This window comes from Citrobacter sp. Awk 4, from assembly GCF_028069725.1.
GTDB lineage: Bacteria > Pseudomonadota > Gammaproteobacteria > Enterobacterales > Enterobacteriaceae > Citrobacter_D.
In genome coordinates this window covers 26,148-51,279 of the sequence record NZ_JANEWG010000001.1, presented here as the reverse complement: position 1 = coordinate 51,279, position 25,132 = coordinate 26,148, and the positions used below count along the sequence as shown (strand labels likewise).

Here is a 25,132-nt window from a genome sequence, read left to right as displayed (position 1 = left end):
CAAGTTGGCCGCTATGCAGGAAAACACAACCCATCCCGACACGACGTTTGCATTGCGCAATGTCTCCTTTCGCGTGCCTGGACGCACGCTGCTGCATCCTCTCTCTCTAACCTTTCCTGTCGGCAAAGTGACCGGACTTATCGGGCATAACGGCTCAGGTAAATCCACCCTGCTGAAAATGCTGGGGCGACATCAGCCGCCTTCAGAAGGTGAGATTCTGTTGGATGATCAGCTACTGGAAAACTGGAGCAGCAAAGGGTTTGCGCGCAAAGTTGCTTATCTGCCCCAGCAGTTACCGCAGGCTGAAGGGATGACGGTGCGTGAACTTGTCGCGATTGGGCGTTATCCGTGGCATGGCGCATTGGGACGTTTTGGCGTGGCCGACAGAGAGAAAGTGGAAGAAGCGATTGCGTTGGTTGGCTTAAAACCGTTGGCGCATCGGCTGGTGGATAGTCTTTCCGGCGGCGAACGTCAGCGGGCATGGATAGCGATGCTGGTGGCGCAGGATAGTCGCTGCCTGTTGCTTGATGAACCTACCTCGGCGCTGGATATTGCGCATCAGGTTGATGTGCTGGCGTTGGTGCACCGTTTAAGCCAGCAGCGCGGCCTGACCGTGATTGCCGTGCTTCATGATATCAACATGGCTGCGCGCTACTGCGACTATCTGGTCGCGCTGCGTGGCGGTGAAATGATCGCGCAGGGAACGCCTGCCGAACTGATGCGTGGTGAAACGCTGGAACAGATTTACGGCATCCCGATGGGGATTCTACCGCACCCTGCAGGCGCCGCACCTGTGAGTTTTGTTTATTAATGAGTGGCTTATATCCTCTTTCTCGCCGTCGCTTATTAACCGCGATGGCGCTTTCTCCGTTGCTCTGGAAAATGGGGCAGGCGCGCGCCGCCTCTGTTGACCTGCAACGTATTGTGGCGCTGGAATGGCTGCCGGTAGAGCTCCTGCTGGCGCTGGGTATTACGCCGTACAGCGTGGCGGATATTCCTAACTACCGTTTGTGGGTCAACGAACCGCCGTTGCCGGATTCCGTGATTGACGTGGGTTTGCGTACGGAGCCGAATCTGGAACTGCTGACCGAGATGAAACCTTCATTTATGTTCTGGTCGGCAGGATACGGCCCTTCGCCTGAGAAGCTGGCACGTATTGCGCCAGGGCGTGGGTTTAACTTCAGTGACGGCAAAAATCCCTTAGCAGTGGCGCGCCAGTCGCTCACTGAGATGGCGCAACTTCTCGATGTGGAACCCGCAGCCCAACGCCATCTGGCGGAGTTCGACAGCTTTATCGAAAGCCATAAAACACGTTTTACGCAGCGTGGAGAGAGACCGTTGCTGATCACGAGCCTGCTGGATTCGCGTCATATGCTGATCTTCGGGCCGAATTGCCTCTTTCAGCCGGTGCTGGATGAGTATGGCATTCGCAATGCCTGGCAGGGTGAAACCAATTTTTGGGGAAGCACCGTGGTGGGGATTGATCGTCTGGCGGCCTATAAAGAGGCTGATGTTATCTGCTTTGATCACGGTAATCAGCGTGAGATGGAAGCATTGATGGCGACGCCGCTGTGGCAGGCGATGCCGTTTGTGCGTGCCGGGCGTTTTCAGCAGGTGCCCGCCGTCTGGTTCTATGGCGCAACGCTTTCCACCATGAGTTTTGTTCGTATTCTGGATAATGCGTTGGGAGGCAAGGCGTGAGTAAACGTATTGCGCTGTTTCCGGCAGCATTTCTGGCGGTACTGCTGATTGCCGCCGCCGGGCTAACCTGGACTAATTTCTCGATTGCACTGCCTTGTCGCCAGTGGCTGCAGGCGTTGTGGTCACCCGATATTGATGTGGTTGAGCAGATGTTGTTCCACTACAGTTTGTTGCCGCGTCTGGCGATCTCTTTGCTGGTGGGCGCTGGGCTGGGTCTGGTGGGGGTACTCTTTCAGCAGGTGCTGCGTAACCCACTGGCGGAGCCGACGACGCTGGGGGTGGCAACCGGTGCGCAACTGGGGATCACCATCACCACTCTGTGGGCGCTTCCCGGCGCGTTGACAACGCAATTTGCCGCACTGGCGGGAGCCTGTGTCGTCGGTGCCGTGGTGTTTGGCGTCGCATGGGGAAAACGACTGTCTCCGGTAACGTTAATTCTCGCCGGGCTGGTCGTCAGCTTGTATTGCGGTGCCATCAATCAACTGATGGTCCTTTTCCATCATGATCAACTGCAAAGTATGTTTCTCTGGAGTTCCGGGACGCTGACGCAAACGGACTGGGGTGTCGTGCAGCGTCTGTGGCCGCAGTTGTTGGGCGGGGTGATACTCACGTTGCTGCTGTTACGCCCGATGACCCTGATGGGGTTAGACGACGGTGTGGCGCGAAATCTGGGGCTGGCCTTATCGCTGGCGCGCCTGGCGGTGCTATCACTGGCGATTGTGCTCAGTGCGCTACTGGTTAACGCTGTGGGGATTATTGGCTTCATCGGGCTGTTTGCACCGCTGCTCGCGAAAATGCTCGGTGCACGGCGTCTGCTGGCGCGTTTAATGCTGGCACCGCTGATTGGCGCGCTGATCCTCTGGCTTTCCGATCAAATCATTCTCTGGCTGACGCGGGTGTGGATGGAAGTGTCCACCGGATCGGCAACGGCGTTGATTGGCGCGCCGCTGCTTCTGTGGCTGCTGCCACGTCTGCGCAGCATGAGCATGCCAGCGATGAATGCGAATGACAGGATTGCAACCGAACGACAGCATGTGCTGGGTTTTGCGCTGGCAGGCGGCGTGTTGCTGCTGGCGGTGATGATGGTGGCGCTCTCACTGGGACGCGATGTGCATGGCTGGACGTGGGCCAGCGGCGCAATGCTGGATGAGTTAATGCCCTGGCGCTGGCCACGTATTCTGGCCGCCATGATTGCCGGTGTGATGCTGGCGGTCGCCGGGTGTATTATTCAGCGTCTGACCGGTAACCCGATGGCGAGCCCGGAAGTGTTGGGGATAAGCTCCGGTGCGGCGTTTGGCGTGGTATTAATGCTGTTTCTGGTTCCGGGTAATGCGTTTGGCTGGCTGCTACCTGCCGGGAGTCTTGGCGCGGCAGCCACGTTGCTGATCATTATGATTGCCGCGGGGCGCGGCGGGTTCTCTCCACACCGTATGTTACTGGCGGGGATGGCGCTCAGTACGGCATTCACCATGCTATTGATGATGTTGCAGGCAAGCGGCGATCCACGAATGGCGGAAGTGTTAACCTGGATCTCTGGCTCGACCTATAACGCCTCGGGTGAGCAAGTGTTGCATACCGGGATTGTGATGGTGATTTTGCTGGCGATTGCGCCGCTGTGTCGCCGTTGGCTGACCATCTTACCATTAGGTGGCGATACCGCACGGGCCGTGGGGATGGCGCTGACGCCTTCGCGCATTGGCTTGCTGATGTTGGCCGCGTGTCTGACGGCGACGGCAACGATGACCATTGGCCCGCTGAGCTTTGTCGGACTGATGGCGCCACATATTGCGCGGATGGTTGGTTTTCGTCGGACGATGCCGCATATGATCATGTCGGCGCTGGCGGGGGGCGTGCTGTTAGTCTTCGCTGACTGGTGCGGCAGGATGGTACTGTTCCCGTATCAGATCCCGGCGGGATTGCTGTCGACGTTTATTGGCGCGCCGTACTTTATTTATCTGTTGAGAAAGCAGAGCCGATAATAATACCACGCGCTTAAATGGTGTATTGGTAGGCCGGGTAAGGCGTCTGCGCCACCCGGCATTGTATTGCCTGATAGCGCAGGCGCTTATCAGGCCTGCAGTTCTTCACGCGTTGTTACAGCTTCGCGAACACCCGACGCGCGGCGTCGATGGTGTTATTGATATCGTCCATGCTGTGCGCGACTGACATAAAGCCCGCTTCAAAGGCTGACGGCGCCAGATAAACGCCTTCATCCAGCATCAGATGGAAGAAACGCTTAAAGCGTTCCACATCACAGGCCATCACATCCTGGTAGCAGGTCACGGACTCGGCATCGGTGAAGAATATCCCGAACATGCCGCCAACATGGTTCATCACCAGCGGAATTCCCGCCTCTTGCGCCGCATCCAGTAGACCTTCAGACAGACGCGTGGTCAGCTCATCCAGCGTTTCATGGATCCCCGGTTGGGCGACTTCGGTCAGACAGGCAAAACCGGCTGCCATCGCGATAGGGTTACCGGAAAGCGTTCCCGCCTGGTAAACCGGACCGGTCGGAGCCAGCGCATCCATCACGTCGCGGCGACCACCGAAAGCGCCGACAGGCATACCGCCGCCGATGATTTTGCCCAGACACGTCAGATCCGGCGTCACGCCGTAGTAATCCTGTGCGCCTGCCAGCGCGACGCGGAAACCGGTCATCACTTCGTCGATAATCAGCAGTGCGCCGAACTCGTCACACAATGCGCGCAGGCCAGGCAGGAATTCCGGCAGCGGCGGGATGCAGTTCATGTTACCTGCAACGGGCTCAACGATGATGCAGGCAATTTCCTGCGGATACTGCTCGAACGCTGCGCGAACAGAGTCCAGATCGTTGTAAGTACAGGTCAGCGTATGTTTAGCGAAATCCGCCGGTACGCCCGGAGAGTTTGGCTGGCCCAGCGTCAGTGCGCCGGAACCGGCTTTGACCAGCAGGCAGTCGGCGTGACCGTGATAGCAACCTTCAAATTTGATGATCTTGTCGCGACCCGTAAAGCCGCGCGCCAGGCGAATGGCGCTCATGGTAGCTTCGGTACCTGAGTTCACCATACGCACCATGTCCATGGTCGGCACCAGATTGGTGACCAGTTCCGCCATTTTCACTTCCATCTCGGTAGGGGCGCCGAAACTCAGACCCCGTTCGGCAGCTTCAATCACCGCGTTACGGATCGCCGGATGATTGTGACCCAGCACCATCGGTCCCCAGGAACCGACATAATCGATGTAGGCTTTGCCATCGACATCATACAGATACGCGCCGTCTGCTTTTTCGATAAACAGCGGAGTGCCCCCCACGCCAGTAAAGGCGCGAACAGGGGAGTTAACGCCGCCGGGGATAAGCTCGCGTGCTGCGCTGTAGAGGTTTTCAGACTTACTCATGGAAGGGTTCCTGGTTCGTAGAAAAAGTGAATGCCCGCTATTCTAAGTAAAGTTATCCGCATTTGAAACAACACGATTTACAGGGGATTTTCATCATTGGGACGAGTAGAATGCCGTCTCTGTATTTGTATTACCAATTAATGATCATCCGATGAAAACAGACTCTCCCTCTTTTCAGGCACAGCAAATTGTACGTTTACGGCGCAGGGATCTGATCCGCAGACTCGTTGAGCGCGATAAAACGCCGCTGGCGATTTTGTTGATGGCAGCCGTTGTCGGCACAGCGACCGGGTTGGCTGGCGTGGCATTCGAAAAAGCGGTGACCTGGGTCCAGAACCAGCGTCTCGGTACATTGGCCCATGTCGCAGACCATGCGTTATTGGTCTGGCCGCTGGCCTTTATTCTCTCTGCCGGGCTTGCGATGGTCGGTTATTTTCTGGTGCGTAAATTTGCGCCGGAGGCCGGTGGTTCGGGTATCCCGGAAATTGAAGGCGCTCTGGAAGAGTTGCGTCCCGTGCGCTGGTGGCGCGTACTGCCCGTTAAGTTTGTGGGAGGAATGGGAACGCTCGGCGCAGGAATGGTACTCGGGCGCGAAGGACCTACGGTGCAGATAGGCGGCAATATAGGTCGCATGGTGCTGGACGTATTTCGTATGCGCAGCGCCGAAGCGCGCCATACGTTGCTGGCAACCGGTGCGGCTGCGGGGCTTTCTGCCGCTTTTAACGCACCGTTGGCGGGCATTTTATTCATTATTGAAGAGATGCGTCCGCAGTTTCGTTACAACCTTATTTCGATCAAGGCGGTGTTTACTGGGGTTATCATGTCCAGCATCGTGTTTCGCATCTTCAACGGTGAAGCGCCGATCATTGAGGTGGGGAAACTGTCGAATGCGCCGGTTAACACCCTCTGGCTCTATTTGATCCTCGGAATGGTTTTTGGCTGCGTGGGGCCTGTCTTCAATACGATGGTGCTGCGTACCCAGGATATGTTCCAACGGTTTCATGGCGGCAATATCAAAAAATGGGTATTGATGGGCGGCGCTATCGGCGGGCTGTGCGGCATTCTCGGGCTGATTAAACCGGAGGCGGCTGGCGGAGGATTTAACCTGATCCCCATTGCCGCCGCCGGTAATTTTAGCGTTGGACTCCTGCTGTTTATTTTTATCGCCAGGGTCATTACCACGCTGCTCTGTTTTTCATCCGGCGCGCCTGGCGGCATTTTTGCGCCAATGCTGGCACTGGGGACGTTACTGGGCACGGCGTTTGGCATGGCGGCGGCGGTGTTTTTCCCGCAGTATCATCTTGAGGCGGGGACGTTTGCGATTGCCGGAATGGGAGCCTTGCTGGCGGCATCTGTGCGTGCGCCGTTGACGGGAATTGTGCTGGTGCTGGAAATGACCGATAACTATCAGCTCATTTTGCCAATGATTATTACCTGTCTTGGCGCAACACTGTTAGCGCAATTTATGGGCGGAAAGCCGCTATACTCTACAATCCTTGCCCGCACACTGGCAAAGCAGGACGCAGAGCAGGCGGCAAAAAGTCAGGGCGTTACCGCTGGCGAGAATACTTGAACGAAATACCAGGGTATTAGATAATGACGAGAGTATTGGGTTAGAATTTGCCCAATTGCCAATGTCGTTTGGAGCAAAAAATGAGTGATGACGTAGCGCTGCCACTGCAATTTACTGAAGCAGCAGCCAATAAAGTAAAAAGCCTGATCGCTGATGAAGATAACCCGAATCTGAAATTACGTGTGTATATCACCGGTGGTGGTTGCAGTGGTTTCCAGTATGGTTTCACCTTTGATGATCAGGTGAACGATGGCGATATGACCATTGAAAAACAGGGCGTCGGCCTGGTCGTTGACCCGATGAGCCTGCAGTATCTGGTGGGCGGGTCCGTTGACTACACCGAAGGTCTGGAAGGTTCTCGTTTCGTCGTGACCAACCCGAACGCAAAAAGCACCTGCGGGTGTGGCTCGTCCTTCAGTATCTGAGGGTACTGAACATGAAAAAGCCGTGTTCCAGGACACGGCTTTTTGCTATCTGGAGTGATCATCCAGCGCAAAGGTTGGCAGCTTCAGGTGCCAACGAATAGCGGCAAGTCGAATGATGAGCGTCACGACCATCCCCAGCATACTGGACGTCTCCAGTGGAATATCAAACGTATAATACGCAGTCGCATGCACGATACCGCCGATGATACAGGCCGTTGCGTAAATTTCGGTACGTAAAATCATGGGGACTTCGCGGGCTAACACATCGCGAATAATCCCGCCGCCGACGCCGGTAATCACGCCCATACAAATGGCGACCAGTGGACCGCTTCCCGCAATAAAGGCTTTATTCACGCCAATACCGACAAACACCGCCAGACCAACGGCATCCAACACCGGGAGCATCCACTTAGGCAGTCGTCTGGGCTGACGCACCAGTACAATGGTGAGCATACTGGTGATCATCGCCACCACCAGGTCGGTCGGGTCTTTCACCCAAAATACTGGCCCGTTATCCAGCGCCATATCGCGAATGGTTCCCCCGCCAACGGCCGTGACAACGCCGAGAACCAGAACGCCAAAAGGGTCCATGCGCAGCTTTCCGGCCAGTAATACGCCGGAGATAGCAAATACCGCTGTGCCTACAATATCGAGCCAATAGACGAGCATCGTCGAATTCCCACTGAGAGCCTGGCGGGGCCTGGCTCTATTTCACTTGTGAAAGCGCATTACAGAGTTGTTTTGCGGCGAGGATAATACGCGGGCTTGCGCGTTCAAACCAGTCACTGGTGAGTGGAATAACCGGAATTTTTAGCTGATTTCCCCAGTATTGTTTGATTTTGAGAATTTCGCCTGCATCTCCTGCGACGACGATCGCCTGGGGATCCCTTGCCAGCACCTGTTCGCGGCTCACCTGCGGCCAGGGAACCCGACTATCGGAAAAGACATTTTCTCCGCCACACAGCTCAATAACCTGGTTCTGAATCGAGTTTTTTCCGCTGGTAAAGGGCGGATTGATGCCAAACTGGAGAAACACCCGCTTTTTGGGTTTCTCTGCATACTGAGATTTTAGCTGAGCATACTCATCCAACAAGGTTTGCGCCGCACGTTTGGCTTTTTCTGGATCGGGGCTCCAGGCCGCCAATTGCTGTAAAGCGCCAGCGATCTGCTCAATGGTCTCCGCATCTATCCAGATGACGTCGATGCCCAGCGAGGTCAGTTGATTGACCTGCCGTTCTGAGTTCCCGCCACGCCAGGCGATAACCAGATCGGGTTTTAGCGCCACAATCCGTTCCAGATTCATCCCTTGCCAGGTGGATACCTCATCGATGTCTTTTGCTTGTGGGGGATAGTCGGAATAACTGCTAACGCCAACGGGGGTAATGCCTGCGGCAAAGGCGAGCTCAGTGTTAGCGGGGGAAAGAGATACGACACGCGGCGCGGCGGAAAGCCACACCGGCAGTGCGAAAAGCAGGGCGGCCAGCGCCCTGGTTAATGATTTAGCCATGTGCCAGTTTCTGGACCAGCGTTTCCACCATCAGACTGGACTGTTTGGCGGCAACCACCAGAAACTCGTCAAAGCTGAGGTGAGACTGCTGATCGGCCACGTCAGAAATGGCGCGAACCACCACAAAAGGCACGTTAAAGTTATGACAAACGTGCGCGATAGCGGTCGCTTCCATCTCCACGGCAATCGCGTTCGGGAAGTTATGGCGGATTCGCGCCAGACCGACGGATCCATTAATGAAGGCGTCACCACTGACGATTAACCCGCGAACCGCATTCAGGTTCAGTTCTGCAATGCAGGATTCAGCCGCAGCGATCAGCTTGTCATTCGCTTTAAAGCCTGCCGGGCAACCTGGAAGCTGACCAAATTCATAACCAAACGCGGTGACGTCGGCATCGTGATAACGTGCTTCGTCAGAAACCACGATGTCACCGACTTTCAGCGTCGGTGCCAGGCCACCTGCAGACCCCGTGTTAACAATGACATCCGGCTTGCAGCGCTCGAGAAGCAGGGTTGCGCCCAGCGCAGCCGCGACTTTACCGATGCCTGATTTCAGTAGCGCAACCTCGGTTCCGTTCAGTTGGCCGGTGTAAATTTCACAACCACCAAGGGTAATTGTCTGACGGTTTTCGATTTTGTCACGCAGGAGCGTAACTTCTTCTTCCATTGCACCAATGATGCCGATTTTCATAGATTTACTCGCGATAAGCCAGATTTGAGGGCATAGTCTATCATGCGCTTAAGGTGAAGCGCATTGCTCAGGCGGGAGAGAACATGGCACAGATCGATTTCCGAAATAAAATTAACTGGCACCGTCGTTATCGCTCACCGCAAGGCACGAAGTCTGAGCACGAAATTCTACGGATCTTTGAGAGCGATCGTGGTCGGATCATCAATTCTCCTGCTATTCGCCGTCTGCAACAGAAAACCCAAGTGTTCCCCCTTGAACGTAATGCGGCGGTGCGTACGCGACTGACGCACTCTATGGAAGTGCAGCAGGTTGGGCGTTATATCGCTAAGGAGATACTGAGTCGCCTTAAAGAGCTGAAACTGTTAGAAAAGTATGGCCTTGATGAGTTGACCGGTCCTTTCGAAAGCATCGTGGAGATGTCTTGCCTGATGCATGATATCGGCAATCCGCCATTTGGGCATTTTGGCGAGGCGGCGATTAACGACTGGTTTCGCCAGCGTTTGTTCCCGGCAGATGCGGAAAGCCAGCCACTCAGTGACGATCGTTGTGTCGTTGCTGCGCTGCGATTGCGTGAGGGTGAGGAGTCAGTGAATCATCTTCGTCGTAAAGTGCGCCAGGACTTATGTCAGTTTGAAGGGAATGCGCAGGGGATACGTCTGGTTCATACATTGATGCGCATGAATCTGACCTGGGCGCAGGTGGGCGGTATTTTAAAATATACGCGACCCGCCTGGTGGCGGGGTGAAACGCCCTCCTCGCATACGTATTTAATGAAGAAGCCGGGCTACTATCTTTCTGAAGAATCCTATATTGAGCGGTTACGTAAAGAGCTTGAAATGGCGCCATACAGCCGATATCCATTGGCGTGGATTATGGAGGCGGCTGACGACATTTCATATTGTGTGGCCGATCTTGAGGATGCCGTTGAGAAAAGTATCTTTAGCGTGGAGCAGCTTTATCATCATCTTTATGAGGCCTGGGGCCATCATGAAAAAGGTTCACTGTTCTCACAGGTAGTTGAGAATGCCTGGGAGAAATCGCGCGCCAATTCATTAAGTCGCAGCACGGAAGACCAATTTTTTATGTATTTACGCGTGAATACACTTAATAAACTGGTGCCGTATGCGGCCCAACGCTTTATTGATAATTTGCCGCAAATCTTTGAGGGTAATTTCAACCACGCATTGTTGGAAGATGCCAGTGGCTTCAGTCAGTTGCTTGAGTTATATAAAAATGTCGCGGTAAAACACGTGTTTAGCCACCCGGATGTCGAACAACTGGAATTACAAGGATATCGGGTGATCAGCGGTTTGCTGGAGATTTATCAGCCGCTATTAAAAATGTCGCTATTAGATTTTTCTGAGCTGGTTGAGAATGAACGACTGAAACGCTTTCCTATAGAGTCCAGGCTATTCCAGAAACTCTCTACGCGTCACCGTCTGGCCTATGTTGAGGTGGTCGGGAAATTAGCCTCAGATTCACCGGAATACGCCACGCTGGAATATTATTATCGCTGCCGTCTGATCCAGGATTATATCAGTGGGATGACAGACTTGTATGCCTGGGATGAATATCGCCGGCTGATGGCGGTTGAATAATATTCAACCTTTTGTAAAGATGAACAATAAATATTTACCGTTTCCAGAAACTTTATACCGGAACTTCGCGCTATAAAACGAATCTGATGTACACAGCAATTTTGCGTTATCTGTTAATCGAGATCGAAACACATGAAAAAAACCACATTAGCAATGAGTGCACTGGCTCTGAGTTTAGGTTTGGCGTTGTCCCCCCTGTCTGCAACGGCGGCTGAGACGGCGTCTTCAGCAACAACAGCCCAGCAGATGCCAAGTCTGGCGCCGATGCTCGAAAAAGTGATGCCATCGGTGGTGAGTATTAACGTGGAAGGCAGCACGGCAGTGAATACGCCGCGTATGCCGCGTAACTTCCAGCAGTTTTTCGGTGAAGATTCTCCATTCTGCCAGGATGGTTCTCCATTCCAGAGCTCGCCTTTCTGTCAGGGCGGGGCGCAGGGCGGCGGTAACGGCGGCGGCCAGCAACAAAAATTCATGGCGCTGGGTTCCGGTGTCATCATTGACGCTGCAAAAGGTTATGTTGTGACCAATAACCACGTGGTCGACAATGCCAGCGTCATCAAAGTACAACTGAGCGATGGTCGTAAATTCGATGCGAAGGTCGTCGGTAAAGATCCGCGCTCCGATATCGCGCTGATCCAGATTCAGGATCCGAAAAATCTGACGGCGATTAAGCTGGCGGACTCTGACGCGCTGCGCGTCGGCGATTATACCGTTGCCATCGGTAACCCGTTCGGTCTGGGCGAGACGGTGACCTCCGGTATCGTTTCTGCGCTGGGTCGTAGCGGCCTGAACGCAGAGAACTATGAAAACTTTATCCAGACCGACGCTGCCATCAACCGGGGTAACTCCGGTGGGGCGCTGGTGAACCTGAACGGTGAACTGATCGGTATTAACACCGCCATTCTTGCACCAGACGGCGGCAATATCGGTATCGGTTTTGCCATCCCAAGCAACATGGTGAAAAACCTGACGGCCCAAATGGTGGAGTACGGTCAGGTGAAACGCGGCGAGTTAGGGATTTTGGGAACCGAACTGAGCTCTGAGCTGGCGAAAGCCATGAAAGTCGATGCACAGCGTGGCGCATTCGTTAGCCAGGTGATGCCGAACTCTTCAGCAGCGAAAGCGGGCATTAAAGCGGGTGATGTCATTACGTCTCTGAATGGCAAGCCGATCAGTAGCTTTGCCGCACTGCGTGCTCAGGTAGGGACAATGCCGATCGGTAGCAAAATCAGTCTGGGTCTGCTGCGCGAAGGTAAGCCTGTGACGGTAAGCCTGGAGCTGCAGCAAAGCAGCCAGAATCAGGTCGACTCCAGCACCATCTTCAGCGGTATTGAAGGTGCAGAGATGAGTAATAAAGGCCAGGATAAGGGTGTTGTCGTGAATAACGTCAAAGCCAATTCTCCGGCTGCCATGATTGGCCTGAAGAAAGGGGACGTGATCGTTGGGGCAAACCAGCAGGCGATTAAAAACATCGCTGAACTGCGTAAAATCCTCGACAGCAAACCGTCCGTGCTGGCGCTGAACATTCAGCGTGGCGATAGCTCCATCTACCTGCTGATGCAGTAATCTCTCGCAAAACCCTTTCCCCGTTGGGGAAAGGGTTCCCCCTCGTTTTGTGAAGTTTCCCACAACAACCTGATTCAGGCGGAAGAAAATACGCCCGCGCTGACCGAATGGGCGCAGCGACTGGGGATCGATTTGAACCAACCGCGAGTGGTCGCCGTGGTGGAAGTTGATAGCGGCCAGCCTGGTGTCGACAGCGCCATGGCGGAGCTACAGCAGTTACAGAATGCGCTGACCACCCCTGAGCGTAATAACCTGGTGGCGATTGTGCCACTCACTGAAATGGTGGTGTTGAAGCCGGCGCTAAATCCGTTTGGTCGCTGGGATGCAGAAGATCACCGAAGACGTGTTGAACAGCTTATCGCGCGGATGAAAGAGAACGGGCATCTGCGTTTTCGCGTTGCGCTGGGCAACTATTTTACCGGCCCAGGCAGCATTGCCCGCTCGTATCGTACTGCCCGCACGCCCCTGATGGTGGGGAAACAGCGGATACCGGAAAGCCGCGGTTATTTTTATCAGGATCTGATGTTACCGGTGCTGCTGGACAGTTTACGCGGCGGCTGGCAAGGCCGTTAGTACGACTAAAAGCCATGGATAACAACGGACTATTGCGCCGGACGCTTGCTGCGTGGTTTCGTCACAACGTACAACCGCTGGCGACGTCAAAAGCGTTATTTATCCACCGTAATACACTGGAGTATCGCCTGAATCGTATCTCTGAATTAACCGGGCTGGATTTGGGGAATTTTGACGATCGGTTGTTGCTGTATGTGGCATTGCAACTGGATGAACAACGGTAACCGGGAATTGTTTTGTAGACCAGATAAACGCAGTGCCATCAGGCAAAATAAAGCCGGGTGGCGGCTTCGCCTTACCCGGCCTGTAAATGTCTCTACTCGCAGTTACTTACGAGTCAGCTTCTCAAGATCGGATTCAATTTCGGTGATCTTGTTGGCGACGACGCTCTCCAGGTGACGGAGATCGTCGAGGATCTTACGTTTAAGATCGACTTCGGTGCGGTCACGCTGGCAGATCTGATCCAGTTCATCGATCACATAGCGTAAATTCGGGCTGATCTCCTGCACCTCTTTGTACCCCTGACCAACTCCATCGGCGACGACCGTTTTGCGCTGGCGAGGATATTTAAACTTAACGCTCTTGGCAAAGAATTCGCCTTTATCCTTCTGGAAATAGATTTTCAGGATATCGTTGTTGGCTTCTTGCCGTAGGCTGTAACGATCGATTTCTTCAGGATTGGTAATGCCCAGACTTTTCAGATTGTCGTACATAGCGGTACCCCTAATCTCAACATAACCTTTGAATAATTAACGAAAAGTTATTTTTCCGCCACCAGAAGATATAAAAAAAGCGGGGTTGCCCCCGCTTTTTTTAATCATGATTAGTCGATGGTGCGCAGTAGCTCGTTGATGCCCACTTTACCGCGGGTTTTCGCATCCACTTTTTTCACAATCACGGCACAGTACAGGCTGTATTTCCCGTCTTTGGATGGCAGGTTGCCGGAAACGACCACCGAGCCTGCCGGAACGCGGCCATAGTGCACTTCACCGGTTTCGCGATCATAAATACGGGTGCTTTGACCGATGTACACGCCCATGGAAATCACGGAACCTTCTTCCACGATCACCCCTTCAACGACTTCTGAACGCGCGCCGATAAAGCAGTTGTCTTCGATGATGGTTGGGTTTGCCTGCAGCGGCTCCAGAACACCACCGATACCCACGCCGCCAGACAGGTGAACGTTTTTACCAATCTGCGCGCAGGATCCAACTGTCGCCCAGGTGTCAACCATGGTGCCTTCGTCAACGTAAGCGCCGATGTTCACGTAAGATGGCATCAGCACGGTATTGCGAGCGATAAATGCGCCCTGGCGAACGGCCGCAGGCGGAACCACACGGAAGCCTTCTTTCTGGAAACGCGCTTCATCGTAGTTGGCGAATTTCATTGGCACTTTATCGAAGTAGCGGCTTTCCGCACCGTCGATAACCTGGTTATCGTTAATACGGAAAGAGAGCAGTACCGCTTTCTTCAGCCACTGATGGGTGACCCACTGGCCATCAATCTTTTCTGCGACACGCAGCACGCCGGAATCCAGCAGAGAAATGACCTGATTAACCGCTTCACGGGTCACGGTATCTACATTTGCCGGAGTGATGTCGGCACGGCGCTCGAAAGCGGACTCAATAACGTTCTGTAACTGCTGCATTGTTGAACTCTTATCCATATAAATAAACACACTACACTTTATCGTTTGGATTGAGGGCCTCTGTCAACCGTTGATGCACTTCCTGCTGCAGCTCATTATTAAGCGCACGCCGGTCGGCGGTGGCGATTATGAATAAATCTTCTACTCGCTCACCAATGGTTGTAATTCGGGCGCCATGAAGCGAAATTCCCAGATCGGCAAAAATTTGCCCGACCCGCGCCAGCAGGCCAGGTTGATCGAGTGCAATCAATTCCAGGAACGATTTCCGGTCGGTATGGGTCGGCAGGAAATTCACTTCGGTCTCAACGGTGAAATGACGGAGTTTGGCCGGTTGTCGACGCGGTTGCGGCGGCTGCCAGCTGCGCTGCGTGATCGCCTGCTCCAGCCCAAAACGGATGGCTTCGTGGCGATCCGATGAAAGAGGGCTGCCATCGGGTTCCAGAACGATAAACGTATCCATCGCCATGCCGTCGCGGGTGGTGAAAATCTGCGCGTCGTGAACGCTCAGATTGCGCCTGTCCAGTTCGGCGCAGACAGCGGCAAACAGATACGGTCTGTCCGGACTCCAGATAAAGATTTCGGTTCCGCCGCGCGTGGCCTGCGGGCTGAGTAGAATCAACGGTTTACTGAGATCATGCTGCAACAGATGCCGCGCGTGCCAGGCTAGCTGATTTGGGCTATGGCGGACAAAATAGTTGGCGCGACATCGCGACCAGATGTGATGCAACGCCTCTTCGTCAATATTATCCATACGCAGCAGCGCCAGGGCCTGCAACTGGTGATGACGCACACGCTCGCGCATATCGGGCGTATTCTGCATTCCCCGGCGAAGCTGTTTCTCAGTGGCGAAATAGAGTTCACGCAACAGGCTCTGCTTCCAGCTATTCCACAGCGTTTCATTGGTGGCGCAAATGTCGGCTACCGTCAGACAGGCGAGGAAGCGCAGACGGTGTTCTGTTTGCATCTCTTCGGCGAATTGCTTGATCACTTCTGGATCCTGAATATCACGTCGCTGCGCCGTGACAGACATCAGCAGGTGATGACGTACCAGCCAGGCAACCAGTTGTGTTTCGCGTGAGTTCAGACCGTGCAGTTCGGCGAATTTAAGCACATCCTGCGCACCCAGCACCGAGTGGTCGCCACCGCGTCCTTTGGCAATATCATGAAACAGCGCGGCGATAAAAATCAGCTCGGGTTGTCGCAGGCGAGGCCAGAGATCCACGCACAGCGGGTGAGCCTGACGCGTCTCTTCTTTGGCGAAGCTCTCCAGCTTCAGCATGACCCGAATGGTGTGCTCATCCACGGTATAGGCGTGGAACAGGTCAAACTGCATTTGACCGACGATGTGCGACCATTGCGGCATATAGGCCCACAGCACACTGTGACGGTGCATCGGCAACAGACCACGCCTGACGGCGCCAGGATGGCGCAGCATACTCAGAAACAGCGAGCGCGCTTCCGGGATGTAGCACAGTGGCTGATTAAGATGGCGGCGTGCGTGACGCAGATGACGCAGTGTGGTGGAATAGATCCCCGTGATCGCGCTGTTGCGCACCATGATGTAGAACATCCGCAGGATCGCTTCCGGTTCACGGATAAACAGATCCTCGCTGCGCAGGTCGATCAGTGTGCCGCGTAACTGAAAATCATCATCAATGGGGCGTGGTTTTTCATCGGCAGGCAGCGCGAGGATCGCTTCATCAAACAGTTGCAGCAGCATCTGATTGAGTTCAGTGACGCGGCGGGTGACCCGGAAATAATCCTTCATCATCTGCTCGACCGGTTCGTTGCCTTCGCCGCTATAGTTAAGGCGCTGGGCAACGTTTAACTGGCGGTCAAACAGCAGGCGATTATCGTAACGGTTGACCACCAGGTGGAGTGCAAAGCGAATGCGCCACAGGATATGCAGGCACTCGTTTAGCTCGGCACGTTCCGCCTGCGTTAAAAAGCCGAAACCGACCATCTCGTCTAACGATGTCGCGCCAAAGTGACGACGCGCCACCCACTGCAGAGTATGAATATCGCGTAGGCCGCCGGGACTGCTTTTGATGTCAGGTTCCAGATTGTAACTGGTACCGTGATAGCGGTGATGGCGCAGGTGTTGCTCTTCAACTTTCGCAGCGAAAAATTTTTCTGACGGCCAGAATCCTTCGCTGAAGATGTGTTTCTGCAACTCAAGAAATAATGCGACATCGCCGATCAGCAGACGTGTTTCGATAAGGTTGGTGGCGACGGTGAGATCCGACAACCCCTCCAACAGACACTCTTCCAGAGTCCGCACGCTGTGTCCAACCTCCAGCTTGACGTCCCACAGCAGCGTCAGCAATTCACCAATTTTTTGCGCCTGCGCGTCGGGCAACTTTTTACGGCTTAAGATCAACAGGTCGATGTCGGAAAGCGGATGAAGTTCACCGCGACCGTAGCCGCCAACCGCCACCAGCGCGACATCGCTAATTTGCCCAAAACCGTAATCGATCCACAGTCGCTGCAGAAGCTGGTCAATAAATTCAGTACGGGCTTCAATGAGCATTTCGGCTGAAACGCCTTCGTCAAAGGCCTCGCCCAGCCAACGCTGAAAGACATCAAGATGCGCTTTGATGTGCGCGCAAGTTAGCTCATGTTGAGGCCAGACGCCGGGGTTTTGCGGTTGGCCAGGTAGGGTGGGGAGGGCCGTGTTCGCATGTTGTTCAGGAAGAGTATTCATCGTATGCCACCCATTAAAAAGCCGGATGACGGCGCGAGCGCCTTATCCGGCCTACGGGATAGTGCAATTTGTAGGCCTGATAAGATGCAGGAGCATCGCCATCAGGCAAAAAATTATTCGTCGTGCGTGATGACCGCCGGGATGGTGTCATCCTTGCGTAATGTCAGAATTTCACAGCCATTCTCTGTCACCACAATAGTATGCTCATACTGTGCGGACAAGCTGCGATCTTTCGTTTTTACCGTCCAGCCATCTTTCATGGTACGGATACGATAATCACCTGCGTTAAGCATCGGCTCAATGGTGAACGTCATCCCGGTTTGCAGCACGACGCCACCGTCATCAGCATCGTAGTGCAGAACCTGCGGTTCTTCATGGAAACCGCGACCAATGCCGTGGCCGCAATATTCACGCACCACGGAGAAGCCTTCACCTTCCGCATATTTCTGAATGGCGGCACCCAGCGTACGCAGACGGATGCCAGGTTTTACCATCCGCAGCGCCAGATAGAGACTTTCCTGCGTCACACGGCACAGACGTTCGCCCAGAATGGTCGGTTTGCCGACGATAAACATTTTGGAGGTATCGCCGTGGTAGTCGTCTTTAATGACGGTCACGTCGATGTTGACGATATCGCCATCTTTCAGATGTTTTTCATCATCCGGAATACCGTGACACACCACTTCATTAATCGAGATGCAGACGGATTTCGGGTAGCCGTGATAGCCCAGACATGCGGAAATAGCATGCTGTTTATTAACGATATAGTCGTTACAGATACGATCCAGTTCACCAGTGCTGACGCCCGGTTTGATATACGGCTCGATCATTTCCAGTACTTCGGCGGCCAGACGACCAGCGACGCGCATTTTTTCGATTTCTTCAGGGGTCTTGATTGAGATAGCCATGAATTCTGTCCATCAGTGTCGATTATTTCGACAATAATTGTGTAAGTGCTGACAATGGTATCAGTCTGGGGTACACGCTGCCAAATTGAGAATCATTCTGAACTTCGCCTTTCGTGCCACAAGTGCGTTGGCTGCATTTTTTCACCCCAGTCACTTACTCCTCGTAAGTTCCAGGGGATTCAAAAATTTGCCGCCTTCTTGTAACACGAAATTCATTGTTCAATTCAGCACGGACTGCCAACAATTATTGGTGTCTGCGGCGTATTTGTGGTATAAAGCGCGCCGGACTTCCGTTCTCTCTCAGATACACAAGACAGACGGAAGCGACAAATCTCACTTTGTGTAACAACACACACGTATCGGCACATATTCCGGGGTGCCCTTTGGGGTCGGTAATATGGGATACGTGGAGGCATAACCCCAACTTTATATATAGAGGTTTTAATCATGGCAACTGTTTCCATGCGCGACATGCTCAAGGCTGGTGTTCACTTTGGTCACCAGACCCGTTACTGGAACCCGAAAATGAAGCCGTTCATCTTCGGTGCGCGTAACAAAGTTCACATCATCAACCTTGAGAAAACTGTACCGATGTTCAACGAAGCTCTGGCTGAACTGAACAAGATCTCTTCTCGCAAAGGCAAAATCCTTTTCGTTGGTACTAAACGCGCTGCAAGCGAAGCGGTGAAAGACGCTGCTAACAGCTGCGACCAGTTCTTCGTGAACCATCGCTGGCTGGGCGGTATGCTGACTAACTGGAAAACCGTTCGTCAGTCCATCAAACGTCTGAAAGACCTGGAAACTCAGTCTCAGGACGGTACTTTCGAAAAGCTGACCAAGAAAGAAGCGCTGATGCGCACTCGTGAGCTTGAGAAACTGGAAAACAGCCTGGGCGGTATCAAAGACATGGGCGGTCTGCCGGACGCTCTGTTCGTTATCGATGCTGACCACGAGCACATTGCTATCAAAGAAGCAAACAACCTGGGTATTCCGGTATTTGCTATCGTTGATACCAACTCTGATCCGGACGGTGTTGACTTCGTTATCCCGGGTAACGACGACGCAATCCGTGCTGTTAGCCTGTACCTGGGCGCTGTAGCTGCAACCGTTCGTGAAGGCCGTTCTCAGGATCTGGCTTCCCAGGCGGAAGAAAGCTTCGTAGAAGCTGAATAATAAGGCACGCTCGTTAGAGCCCTTATAGACCAGGTAGTATCACGTTTGGTTAGGGGGCCTGTATATGGCCCCCTTTTTCACTTTTAAATCTGTGCGGTTAATGGCCGGGCAGATCAAATCTTCCGAGGATTTTAGAATGGCTGAAATTACCGCATCCCTGGTAAAAGAGCTGCGTGAGCGTACCGGCGCAGGCATGATGGATTGCAAAAAAGCACTGACTGAAGCTAATGGCGACATCGAGCTGGCAATCGAAAACATGCGTAAATCCGGCGCGATCAAAGCGGCGAAAAAAGCAGGCAACGTTGCTGCTGACGGCGTAATCAAAACCAAAATCGACGGCAACATCGCTTTCATTCTGGAAGTTAACTGCCAGACTGACTTCGTTGCTAAAGATGCTGGTTTCCAGGCATTTGCTGACAAAGTACTGGACGCTGCCGTTGCTGGCAAAATCACTGACGTTGAAGTTCTGAAAGCACAGTTCGAAGAAGAACGTGTTGCTCTGGTTGCTAAAATCGGTGAGAACATCAACATCCGTCGCGTTGCTTCCCTGGAAGGCGAAGTTCTGGGTAACTACCAGCACGGTGCGCGTATCGGTGTTCTGGTTGCTGCAACTGGCGCTGACGAAGAACTGGTTAAACAGCTGGCAATGCACGTTGCTGCAAGCAAACCAGAATTCGTTAAGCCGGAAGACGTGTCTGCTGAAGTGGTAGAGAAAGAATACCAGGTTCAGCTGGACATCGCGATGCAGTCTGGTAAGCCGAAAGAAATCGCAGAGAAAATGGTTGAAGGCCGCATGAAGAAATTCACCGGCGAAGTTTCTCTGACTGGCCAGCCGTTCGTCATGGAGCCGAGCAAATCTGTTGCTCAGCTGCTGAAAGAGCACAACGCTGACGTTACTGGCTTCATCCGCTTTGAAGTGGGTGAAGGCATCGAGAAAGTTGAGACTGACTTTGCAGCAGAAGTTGCTGCGATGTCCAAGCAGTCTTAATTTTATAAGGAGCCGCCTGAGGGCGGCTTCTTTTTGTGTCCGTCATGCAAAATTCAGACAGACTCCTGGCGTTTCTGTGCTGATATGCGACATATCATATGTCGCCAGAATTAACCCCATCTTAATCGTTGACAGTCTCAGGAAAGAAACATGGCTACCAATGCAAAACCCGTCTATAAACGCATTCTGCTTAAGTTAAGCGGCGAAGCCCTGCAGGGTTCAGAAGGCTTCGGTATTGACGCAAGCATACTGGATCGTATGGCTCAGGAAATCAAAGAGCTGGTTGAACTGGGTATTCAGGTTGGTGTGGTGATTGGTGGCGGTAACTTGTTCCGTGGTGCTGGTCTGGCGAAAGCGGGTATGAACCGCGTTGTGGGCGACCACATGGGCATGCTGGCCACCGTAATGAACGGTCTGGCAATGCGCGATGCGCTTCACCGCGCCTATGTGAACGCCCGCCTGATGTCTGCTATTCCCCTGAACGGCGTATGTGACAATTACAGCTGGGCAGAAGCGATTAGCCTGCTGCGTAATAACCGTGTGGTTATTTTGTCTGCTGGTACGGGTAATCCGTTCTTCACCACCGATTCCGCAGCGTGCCTGCGTGGTATTGAAATTGAAGCGGATGTTGTACTGAAAGCCACCAAAGTGGATGGTGTATTTACCGCCGATCCTGCGAAAGATCCAACCGCAACGATGTACGAGCAATTGACCTACAATGAAGTGCTGGATAAAGAGCTGAAAGTGATGGATCTGGCAGCGTTCACGCTGGCTCGTGACCACAAATTGCCGATTCGTGTATTCAACATGAACAAGCCTGGCGCGTTGCGTCGTGTGGTTATGGGCGAAAAAGAAGGGACTTTAATCACGGAATAATTCCCGTGATGTCCAAATACAGGTAATATTCCGCTTTACTGTCGCGGGAGAGGCTCTTACCCGTATATGAATTAATCAGGGCTATACTTAGCACACTGCCACTGTGTGCGACGGTCTGGTCTGACTGAGACAAGTTTTCAAGGATTCGTAACGTGATTAGCGAAATCAGAAAAGATGCTGAAGTACGCATGGACAAATGCGTCGAAGCGTTCAAAAACCAAATCAGCAAAATACGCACGGGTCGTGCTTCTCCCAGCCTGCTGGATGGCATTGTCGTGGAATATTACGGCACGCCGACGCCGCTGCGTCAGCTGGCAAGCGTAACGGTAGAAGATTCCCGTACTCTGAAAATCAACGTGTTTGACCGCTCTATGGGGCCTGCTGTTGAGAAAGCGATTATGGCTTCTGACCTCGGCCTGAACCCAAGCTCTGCAGGTAGCGATATTCGTGTTCCGCTGCCTCCGCTGACGGAAGAACGTCGTAAAGATCTGACGAAAATCGTGCGTGGTGAAGCTGAACAAGCACGTGTTGCCGTACGTAACGTACGTCGTGATGCGAACGACAAAGTGAAAGCTCTGCTGAAAGAGAAAGAGATCAGCGAAGATGACGATCGCCGTTCTCAGGAAGACGTGCAGAAACTGACTGACGCAGCCATCAAGAAAGTTGATGCGGCGCTGGCAGAAAAAGAAACAGAACTGATGCAGTTCTGATTTCCCTGTACGACTAAAACGCCGCACAGAAAACCTGAAAGGGTTGGCTGGCGGCGTTTTGCTTTTTATCGTATCTCAATTCTTCTGGACGTCTTATGAAGCATTTAACCATTCTGGGCTCAACCGGCTCTATTGGTTGCAGCACACTGGATGTGGTGCGCCATAACCCAGACAATTTCCGTGTTGTTGCACTTGTCGCGGGTAAAAATGTTACCCGTATGGTCGAGCAGTGCCTGGAATTCACCCCGCGTTACGCAGTGATGGACGATGAGAATAGCGCCCGTCAGGTGAAAGCTGCGCTTTTGCAGCATGGCAGCCGTACTGAAGTGCTGAGCGGACAACAATCGGCCTGTGATATGGCGGCGCTTGATGACGTTGATCAGGTGATGGCGGCGATTGTTGGCGCTGCTGGCCTGTTGCCAACGCTGGCGGCTATCCACGCGGGGAAAACCATTCTGCTGGCGAATAAAGAGTCGCTGGTGACCTGCGGTCGTCTGTTCATGGATGCGGTGAAACACAGTAAAGCCCAGCTTTTACCGGTAGATAGCGAACATAACGCGATTTTTCAGAGTTTACCGCAACCTATTCAGCACAACCTGGGATACGCTGACCTGGAGCAAAATGGCGTGATGTCGATTTTGCTTACCGGGTCTGGTGGCCCGTTCCGTGAAACGTCATTGCATGATCTGGCAACGATGACGCCCGATCAGGCATGCCGTCATCCGAACTGGTCGATGGGGAGAAAAATCTCTGTCGATTCGGCCACTATGATGAATAAAGGTCTGGAATACATTGAAGCGCGTTGGTTGTTCAATGCCAGCGCAAGCCAGATGGAAGTGCTGATTCATCCGCAGTCTGTGATTCACTCCATGGTGCGTTATCAGGACGGTAGCGTCCTGGCGCAATTGGGAGAACCAGACATGCGCACGCCCATTGCCCATACGATGGCATGGCCGAATCGTGTTCCTTCTGGCGTGAAGCCGCTTGATTTTTGTTCGCTCAGCGCGTTGACGTTTTCTGCCCCGGATTATCAGCGCTATCCGTGTCTGAAATTGGCCATGGATGCCTTCGAGCAGGGGCAAGCTGCCACAACCGCGCTTAATGCGGCGAATGAAATCACGGTTGCTGCATTTCTTGCACAGCAGATTCGTTTTACCGACATTGCCGATCTGAATTTATCGGTACTGGATAACATGAATCTGCAGGAACCACAAAGCGTAGACGACGTGCTGAGGGTCGATGCTGTCGCACGTGACGTCGCCAGAAAACAAGTGACGCGACTCTCCGTATGACGATAATCCATCTACAGTAGATCGTGCTATTTGTTAGCGTTGTGCTTCAGTGATATAGTCTGCGCCACCTGATCGGAGGTATTTGGCTTTTTTCGGTCAGGTAAGCCGTGGTTTGACACGGCTTTTTTTTGTAAAGGCTTCAGTATTCCTGAGTACCGTTAAATCCTTTCAGGGACTAAAAACGCGTTATGTTGTCTGCAACTCAACCATTAAGCGAAAATTTGCCAGCGCATGGCTGTCGTCATGTTGCGATCATTATGGATGGCAATGGCCGCTGGGCGAAGAAACAAGGGAAGATTCGAGCCTTTGGGCACAAGGCCGGGGCAAAATCCGTCCGCCGTGCTGTCTCTTTCGCTGCCAATAACGGTATTGACGCGTTAACGCTGTATGCCTTTAGTAGTGAGAACTGGAACCGACCAGCGCAGGAAGTCAGTGCGTTAATGGAGCTGTTTGTGTGGGCGCTTGATAGTGAAGTAAAAAGCCTGCATCGCCATAACGTTCGTCTGCGCATTATTGGAGATACCAGTCGATTTAACTCGCGTTTGCAAGAACGTATTCGCAAGTCTGAAGCGCTCACGGCCCAGAATACCGGGTTGACGCTGAATATTGCCGCGAACTACGGCGGACGTTGGGATATTGTCCAGGGAGTCAGGCAACTGGCAGAACAGGTGCAGGAAGGTCTGCTGCGCCCTGATCAGATCGATGAAGAAATGCTAAGTCAGCAAATCTGCATGCATGAGCTGGCTCCTGTGGATTTAGTAATTAGGACTGGGGGAGAGCATCGCATCAGTAATTTTTTGCTGTGGCAAATTGCCTACGCCGAACTTTACTTTACTGATGTTCTTTGGCCCGATTTCGATGAACAAGACTTTGAAGGTGCGCTGCATGCCTTTGCTAATCGAGAGCGTCGTTTCGGCGGCACCGAGCCCGGTGATGACAAAGCCTGATGGGGGTCGCTTTTGCTGAAGTATCGCCTGATTTCTGCTTTTGTTTTAATACCTGTTGTCATCGCGGCGCTTTTTCTGCTGCCGCCGGTGGGGTTCGCCATTGTTACGCTGGTCGTTTGTATGTTGGCCGCCTGGGAATGGGGACAGTTAAGCGGTTTTGCCACTCGTACACAACGGGTTTGGCTGGCGGTGCTGTGCGGGTTATTGCTGGCACTTATGCTATTTTTATTACCCGAATATCATCACAATGTACGCCAACCGCTGGTTGAAGCCTCACTTTGGCTGTCGCTAGGCTGGTGGGCGGTGGCGTTGTTGCTGGTGTTGTTTTATCCGGGCTCAGCCGCAATGTGGCGTAATTCGAAGACATTACGCGTTATTTTCGGCGTATTGACCATCGTTCCCTTCTTTTGGGGAATGCTGGCGCTTCGCGCCTGGCACTATGATGAGAATCATTACAGTGGCGCAGTGTGGCTGCTCTATGTCATGATCCTTGTCTGGGGAGCTGATTCCGGAGCGTATATGTTTGGCAAACTGTTTGGCAAACATAAGCTGGCGCCAAAGGTCTCTCCCGGTAAAACATGGCAAGGTTTCATTGGTGGTCTGCTGACCGCTGCGGTGATCTCATGGGGTTACAGCATGTGGGCTAACCTTGATGTCGCGCCTTCAACCTTGTTCATATGCTCTATTTTTGCTGCGTTGGCCTCTGTGCTGGGTGACTTAACAGAGAGTATGTTTAAGCGTGAAGCGGGAATTAAGGATAGCGGTCATTTGATCCCCGGACATGGTGGTATTCTGGATCGTATTGATAGCCTGACGGCTGCAGTACCGGTCTTTGCGTGCCTGTTGTTGTTGGTATTCAGGACGCTTTAACGGAAGG

At 53.1% G+C, this 25,132-nt stretch carries 23 protein-coding genes and 1 pseudogene; 16 read left to right on the top strand and 8 right to left on the bottom strand.

The genetic code is table 11. From position 1 onward, the window contains the following. Positions 1–13 precede the first annotated feature (13 nt). The 3 genes from fhuC to fhuB are packed head-to-tail and all read left to right on the top strand — an operon-like array spanning position 14 to position 3,680. Complete coding sequence (gene fhuC, locus NNO04_RS00240; protein WP_271442954.1) at positions 14–811, top strand: Fe3+-hydroxamate ABC transporter ATP-binding protein FhuC; 798 nt, start codon at positions 14–16, stop codon at positions 809–811. Continuing rightward, positions 811–1,701: a Fe(3+)-hydroxamate ABC transporter substrate-binding protein FhuD gene (gene fhuD / locus NNO04_RS00235; protein ID WP_271442953.1), complete on the top strand. Its 891-nt coding sequence runs from the start codon at positions 811–813 to the stop codon at positions 1,699–1,701. The genes fhuC and fhuD overlap by 1 nt, the downstream gene beginning before the upstream one ends. Beyond that, positions 1,698–3,680, top strand: a complete 1,983-nt coding sequence (gene fhuB / locus NNO04_RS00230; protein WP_271442952.1) for a Fe(3+)-hydroxamate ABC transporter permease FhuB — start codon at positions 1,698–1,700, stop codon at positions 3,678–3,680. The genes fhuD and fhuB overlap by 4 nt, the downstream gene beginning before the upstream one ends. A gap of 115 nt (positions 3,681–3,795) precedes the next feature. Here fhuB and hemL read toward each other — a convergent pair whose 3' ends face one another. Continuing rightward, positions 3,796–5,076, bottom strand: coding sequence for a glutamate-1-semialdehyde 2,1-aminomutase (hemL, locus tag NNO04_RS00225; RefSeq protein ID WP_271442951.1), 1,281 nt, complete (start codon positions 5,074–5,076; stop codon positions 3,796–3,798). 151 nt (positions 5,077–5,227) lie between these two features. On the opposite strand from hemL, the gene clcA reads away from it, so the two are divergent. Genes clcA through erpA form a run of 3 tightly spaced genes read left to right on the top strand, consistent with a single transcriptional unit; the run spans position 5,228 to position 7,074 of the window. Then, positions 5,228–6,649, top strand: a complete 1,422-nt coding sequence (gene clcA, locus NNO04_RS00220) for a H(+)/Cl(-) exchange transporter ClcA (RefSeq protein ID WP_271442950.1) — start codon at positions 5,228–5,230, stop codon at positions 6,647–6,649. Continuing rightward, positions 6,573–6,737 (top strand): small protein YadW, encoded by a 165-nt coding sequence (gene yadW / locus NNO04_RS22835; protein WP_442870718.1) that lies wholly within the window; start codon positions 6,573–6,575, stop codon positions 6,735–6,737. The genes clcA and yadW overlap by 77 nt, the downstream gene beginning before the upstream one ends. Then, on the top strand, positions 6,730–7,074 hold the full coding sequence (gene erpA / locus NNO04_RS00215) for an iron-sulfur cluster insertion protein ErpA (protein ID WP_006686771.1): 345 nt from the start codon (positions 6,730–6,732) through the stop codon (positions 7,072–7,074). Before yadW ends, erpA begins: the two co-directional genes overlap by 8 nt. 45 nt (positions 7,075–7,119) lie before the next feature. On the opposite strand, the gene NNO04_RS00210 is transcribed toward erpA, so the two are convergent. The 3 genes from NNO04_RS00210 to mtnN are packed head-to-tail and all read right to left on the bottom strand — an operon-like array spanning position 7,120 to position 9,272. Beyond that, positions 7,120–7,743, bottom strand: a complete 624-nt coding sequence (locus NNO04_RS00210; RefSeq protein ID WP_162381122.1) for a TRIC cation channel family protein — start codon at positions 7,741–7,743, stop codon at positions 7,120–7,122. A 37-nt stretch (positions 7,744–7,780) separates the two neighbouring features. Further along, positions 7,781–8,581, bottom strand: coding sequence for a vitamin B12 ABC transporter substrate-binding protein BtuF (btuF, locus tag NNO04_RS00205; RefSeq protein WP_271442949.1), 801 nt, complete (start codon positions 8,579–8,581; stop codon positions 7,781–7,783). Continuing rightward, positions 8,574–9,272, bottom strand: coding sequence for a 5'-methylthioadenosine/S-adenosylhomocysteine nucleosidase (gene mtnN / locus NNO04_RS00200; protein WP_271442948.1), 699 nt, complete (start codon positions 9,270–9,272; stop codon positions 8,574–8,576). The genes btuF and mtnN overlap by 8 nt, the downstream gene beginning before the upstream one ends. Positions 9,273–9,355: 83 nt before the next feature. On the opposite strand from mtnN, the gene dgt reads away from it, so the two are divergent. The 3 genes and pseudogenes from dgt to NNO04_RS00185 all read left to right on the top strand — a co-directional run. Continuing rightward, on the top strand, positions 9,356–10,870 hold the full coding sequence (gene dgt / locus NNO04_RS00195; RefSeq protein WP_271442947.1) for a dGTPase: 1,515 nt from the start codon (positions 9,356–9,358) through the stop codon (positions 10,868–10,870). Positions 10,871–11,002: 132 nt separating this feature from the next. Continuing rightward, entirely contained in the window at positions 11,003–12,436 is a 1,434-nt protein-coding gene (gene degP / locus NNO04_RS00190) for a serine endoprotease DegP (protein WP_271442946.1), read from the top strand. Positions 12,437–12,502: 66 nt separating this feature from the next. Then, positions 12,503–13,233, top strand: a pseudogene (locus NNO04_RS00185) (helix-turn-helix domain-containing protein); the annotation flags it as partial. A 102-nt stretch (positions 13,234–13,335) separates the two neighbouring features. Here NNO04_RS00185 and NNO04_RS00180 read toward each other — a convergent pair. From NNO04_RS00180 to map, 4 genes are all read right to left on the bottom strand, one after another. Continuing rightward, complete coding sequence (locus NNO04_RS00180; RefSeq protein WP_181683186.1) at positions 13,336–13,722, bottom strand: DUF3461 family protein; 387 nt, start codon at positions 13,720–13,722, stop codon at positions 13,336–13,338. A gap of 110 nt (positions 13,723–13,832) precedes the next feature. Then, complete coding sequence (gene dapD, locus NNO04_RS00175; RefSeq protein ID WP_162381135.1) at positions 13,833–14,657, bottom strand: 2,3,4,5-tetrahydropyridine-2,6-dicarboxylate N-succinyltransferase; 825 nt, start codon at positions 14,655–14,657, stop codon at positions 13,833–13,835. Positions 14,658–14,688: 31 nt separating this feature from the next. Further along, on the bottom strand, positions 14,689–17,361 hold the full coding sequence (gene glnD, locus NNO04_RS00170; RefSeq protein ID WP_271442945.1) for a bifunctional uridylyltransferase/uridylyl-removing protein GlnD: 2,673 nt from the start codon (positions 17,359–17,361) through the stop codon (positions 14,689–14,691). A gap of 113 nt (positions 17,362–17,474) precedes the next feature. Beyond that, a complete protein-coding gene (gene map, locus NNO04_RS00165; protein ID WP_271442944.1) occupies positions 17,475–18,269 on the bottom strand; it encodes a type I methionyl aminopeptidase in 795 nt (264 codons plus the stop codon). 447 nt (positions 18,270–18,716) lie between these two features. Here map and rpsB point away from each other — a divergent pair, with 447 nt between their 5' ends. From rpsB to cdsA, 7 genes are all read left to right on the top strand, one after another. Continuing rightward, on the top strand, positions 18,717–19,442 hold the full coding sequence (gene rpsB / locus NNO04_RS00160) for a 30S ribosomal protein S2 (RefSeq protein ID WP_162381141.1): 726 nt from the start codon (positions 18,717–18,719) through the stop codon (positions 19,440–19,442). A 136-nt stretch (positions 19,443–19,578) separates the two neighbouring features. After that, positions 19,579–20,430 carry a translation elongation factor Ts gene (gene tsf / locus NNO04_RS00155; RefSeq protein ID WP_162381143.1) on the top strand — a complete coding sequence of 284 codons (852 nt, stop codon included), beginning with the start codon at positions 19,579–19,581 and terminating at the stop codon, positions 20,428–20,430. Between the two features lie 150 nt (positions 20,431–20,580). Beyond that, positions 20,581–21,306, top strand: coding sequence for a UMP kinase (gene pyrH, locus NNO04_RS00150; RefSeq protein WP_181622319.1), 726 nt, complete (start codon positions 20,581–20,583; stop codon positions 21,304–21,306). A 152-nt stretch (positions 21,307–21,458) separates the two neighbouring features. Continuing rightward, on the top strand, positions 21,459–22,016 hold the full coding sequence (frr, locus tag NNO04_RS00145) for a ribosome recycling factor (protein ID WP_192611142.1): 558 nt from the start codon (positions 21,459–21,461) through the stop codon (positions 22,014–22,016). A gap of 95 nt (positions 22,017–22,111) precedes the next feature. Then, positions 22,112–23,308 carry a 1-deoxy-D-xylulose-5-phosphate reductoisomerase gene (gene ispC / locus NNO04_RS00140; RefSeq protein ID WP_271442943.1) on the top strand — a complete coding sequence of 399 codons (1,197 nt, stop codon included), beginning with the start codon at positions 22,112–22,114 and terminating at the stop codon, positions 23,306–23,308. Positions 23,309–23,496: 188 nt separating this feature from the next. Further along, positions 23,497–24,255 carry a (2E,6E)-farnesyl-diphosphate-specific ditrans,polycis-undecaprenyl-diphosphate synthase gene (gene ispU / locus NNO04_RS00135; RefSeq protein WP_162381150.1) on the top strand — a complete coding sequence of 253 codons (759 nt, stop codon included), beginning with the start codon at positions 23,497–23,499 and terminating at the stop codon, positions 24,253–24,255. A gap of 12 nt (positions 24,256–24,267) precedes the next feature. After that, positions 24,268–25,125, top strand: coding sequence for a phosphatidate cytidylyltransferase (gene cdsA, locus NNO04_RS00130; protein ID WP_271442942.1), 858 nt, complete (start codon positions 24,268–24,270; stop codon positions 25,123–25,125). Positions 25,126–25,132 lie beyond the last annotated feature (7 nt).

Excerpts from the sequence above, each read along its gene's own strand:
- fhuC (WP_271442954.1), top strand. The coding sequence starts at position 14 with ATGCAGGAAAACACAACCCATCCCGACACGACGTTTGCATTGCGCAAT.
- fhuD (WP_271442953.1), top strand. The coding sequence starts at position 811 with ATGAGTGGCTTATATCCTCTTTCTCGCCGTCGCTTATTAACCGCGATG.
- hemL (WP_271442951.1), bottom strand. The coding sequence starts at position 5,076 with ATGAGTAAGTCTGAAAACCTCTACAGCGCAGCACGCGAGCTTATCCCC.
- clcA (WP_271442950.1), top strand. The coding sequence starts at position 5,228 with ATGAAAACAGACTCTCCCTCTTTTCAGGCACAGCAAATTGTACGTTTA.
- erpA (WP_006686771.1), top strand. The coding sequence starts at position 6,730 with ATGAGTGATGACGTAGCGCTGCCACTGCAATTTACTGAAGCAGCAGCC.
- NNO04_RS00210 (WP_162381122.1), bottom strand. The coding sequence starts at position 7,743 with ATGCTCGTCTATTGGCTCGATATTGTAGGCACAGCGGTATTTGCTATC.
- btuF (WP_271442949.1), bottom strand. The coding sequence starts at position 8,581 with ATGGCTAAATCATTAACCAGGGCGCTGGCCGCCCTGCTTTTCGCACTG.
- mtnN (WP_271442948.1), bottom strand. The coding sequence starts at position 9,272 with ATGAAAATCGGCATCATTGGTGCAATGGAAGAAGAAGTTACGCTCCTG.
- dgt (WP_271442947.1), top strand. The coding sequence starts at position 9,356 with ATGGCACAGATCGATTTCCGAAATAAAATTAACTGGCACCGTCGTTAT.
- degP (WP_271442946.1), top strand. The coding sequence starts at position 11,003 with ATGAAAAAAACCACATTAGCAATGAGTGCACTGGCTCTGAGTTTAGGT.
- NNO04_RS00180 (WP_181683186.1), bottom strand. The coding sequence starts at position 13,722 with ATGTACGACAATCTGAAAAGTCTGGGCATTACCAATCCTGAAGAAATC.
- dapD (WP_162381135.1), bottom strand. The coding sequence starts at position 14,657 with ATGCAGCAGTTACAGAACGTTATTGAGTCCGCTTTCGAGCGCCGTGCC.
- glnD (WP_271442945.1), bottom strand. The coding sequence starts at position 17,361 with ATGAATACTCTTCCTGAACAACATGCGAACACGGCCCTCCCCACCCTA.
- map (WP_271442944.1), bottom strand. The coding sequence starts at position 18,269 with ATGGCTATCTCAATCAAGACCCCTGAAGAAATCGAAAAAATGCGCGTC.
- rpsB (WP_162381141.1), top strand. The coding sequence starts at position 18,717 with ATGGCAACTGTTTCCATGCGCGACATGCTCAAGGCTGGTGTTCACTTT.
- tsf (WP_162381143.1), top strand. The coding sequence starts at position 19,579 with ATGGCTGAAATTACCGCATCCCTGGTAAAAGAGCTGCGTGAGCGTACC.
- pyrH (WP_181622319.1), top strand. The coding sequence starts at position 20,581 with ATGGCTACCAATGCAAAACCCGTCTATAAACGCATTCTGCTTAAGTTA.
- ispC (WP_271442943.1), top strand. The coding sequence starts at position 22,112 with ATGAAGCATTTAACCATTCTGGGCTCAACCGGCTCTATTGGTTGCAGC.
- ispU (WP_162381150.1), top strand. The coding sequence starts at position 23,497 with ATGTTGTCTGCAACTCAACCATTAAGCGAAAATTTGCCAGCGCATGGC.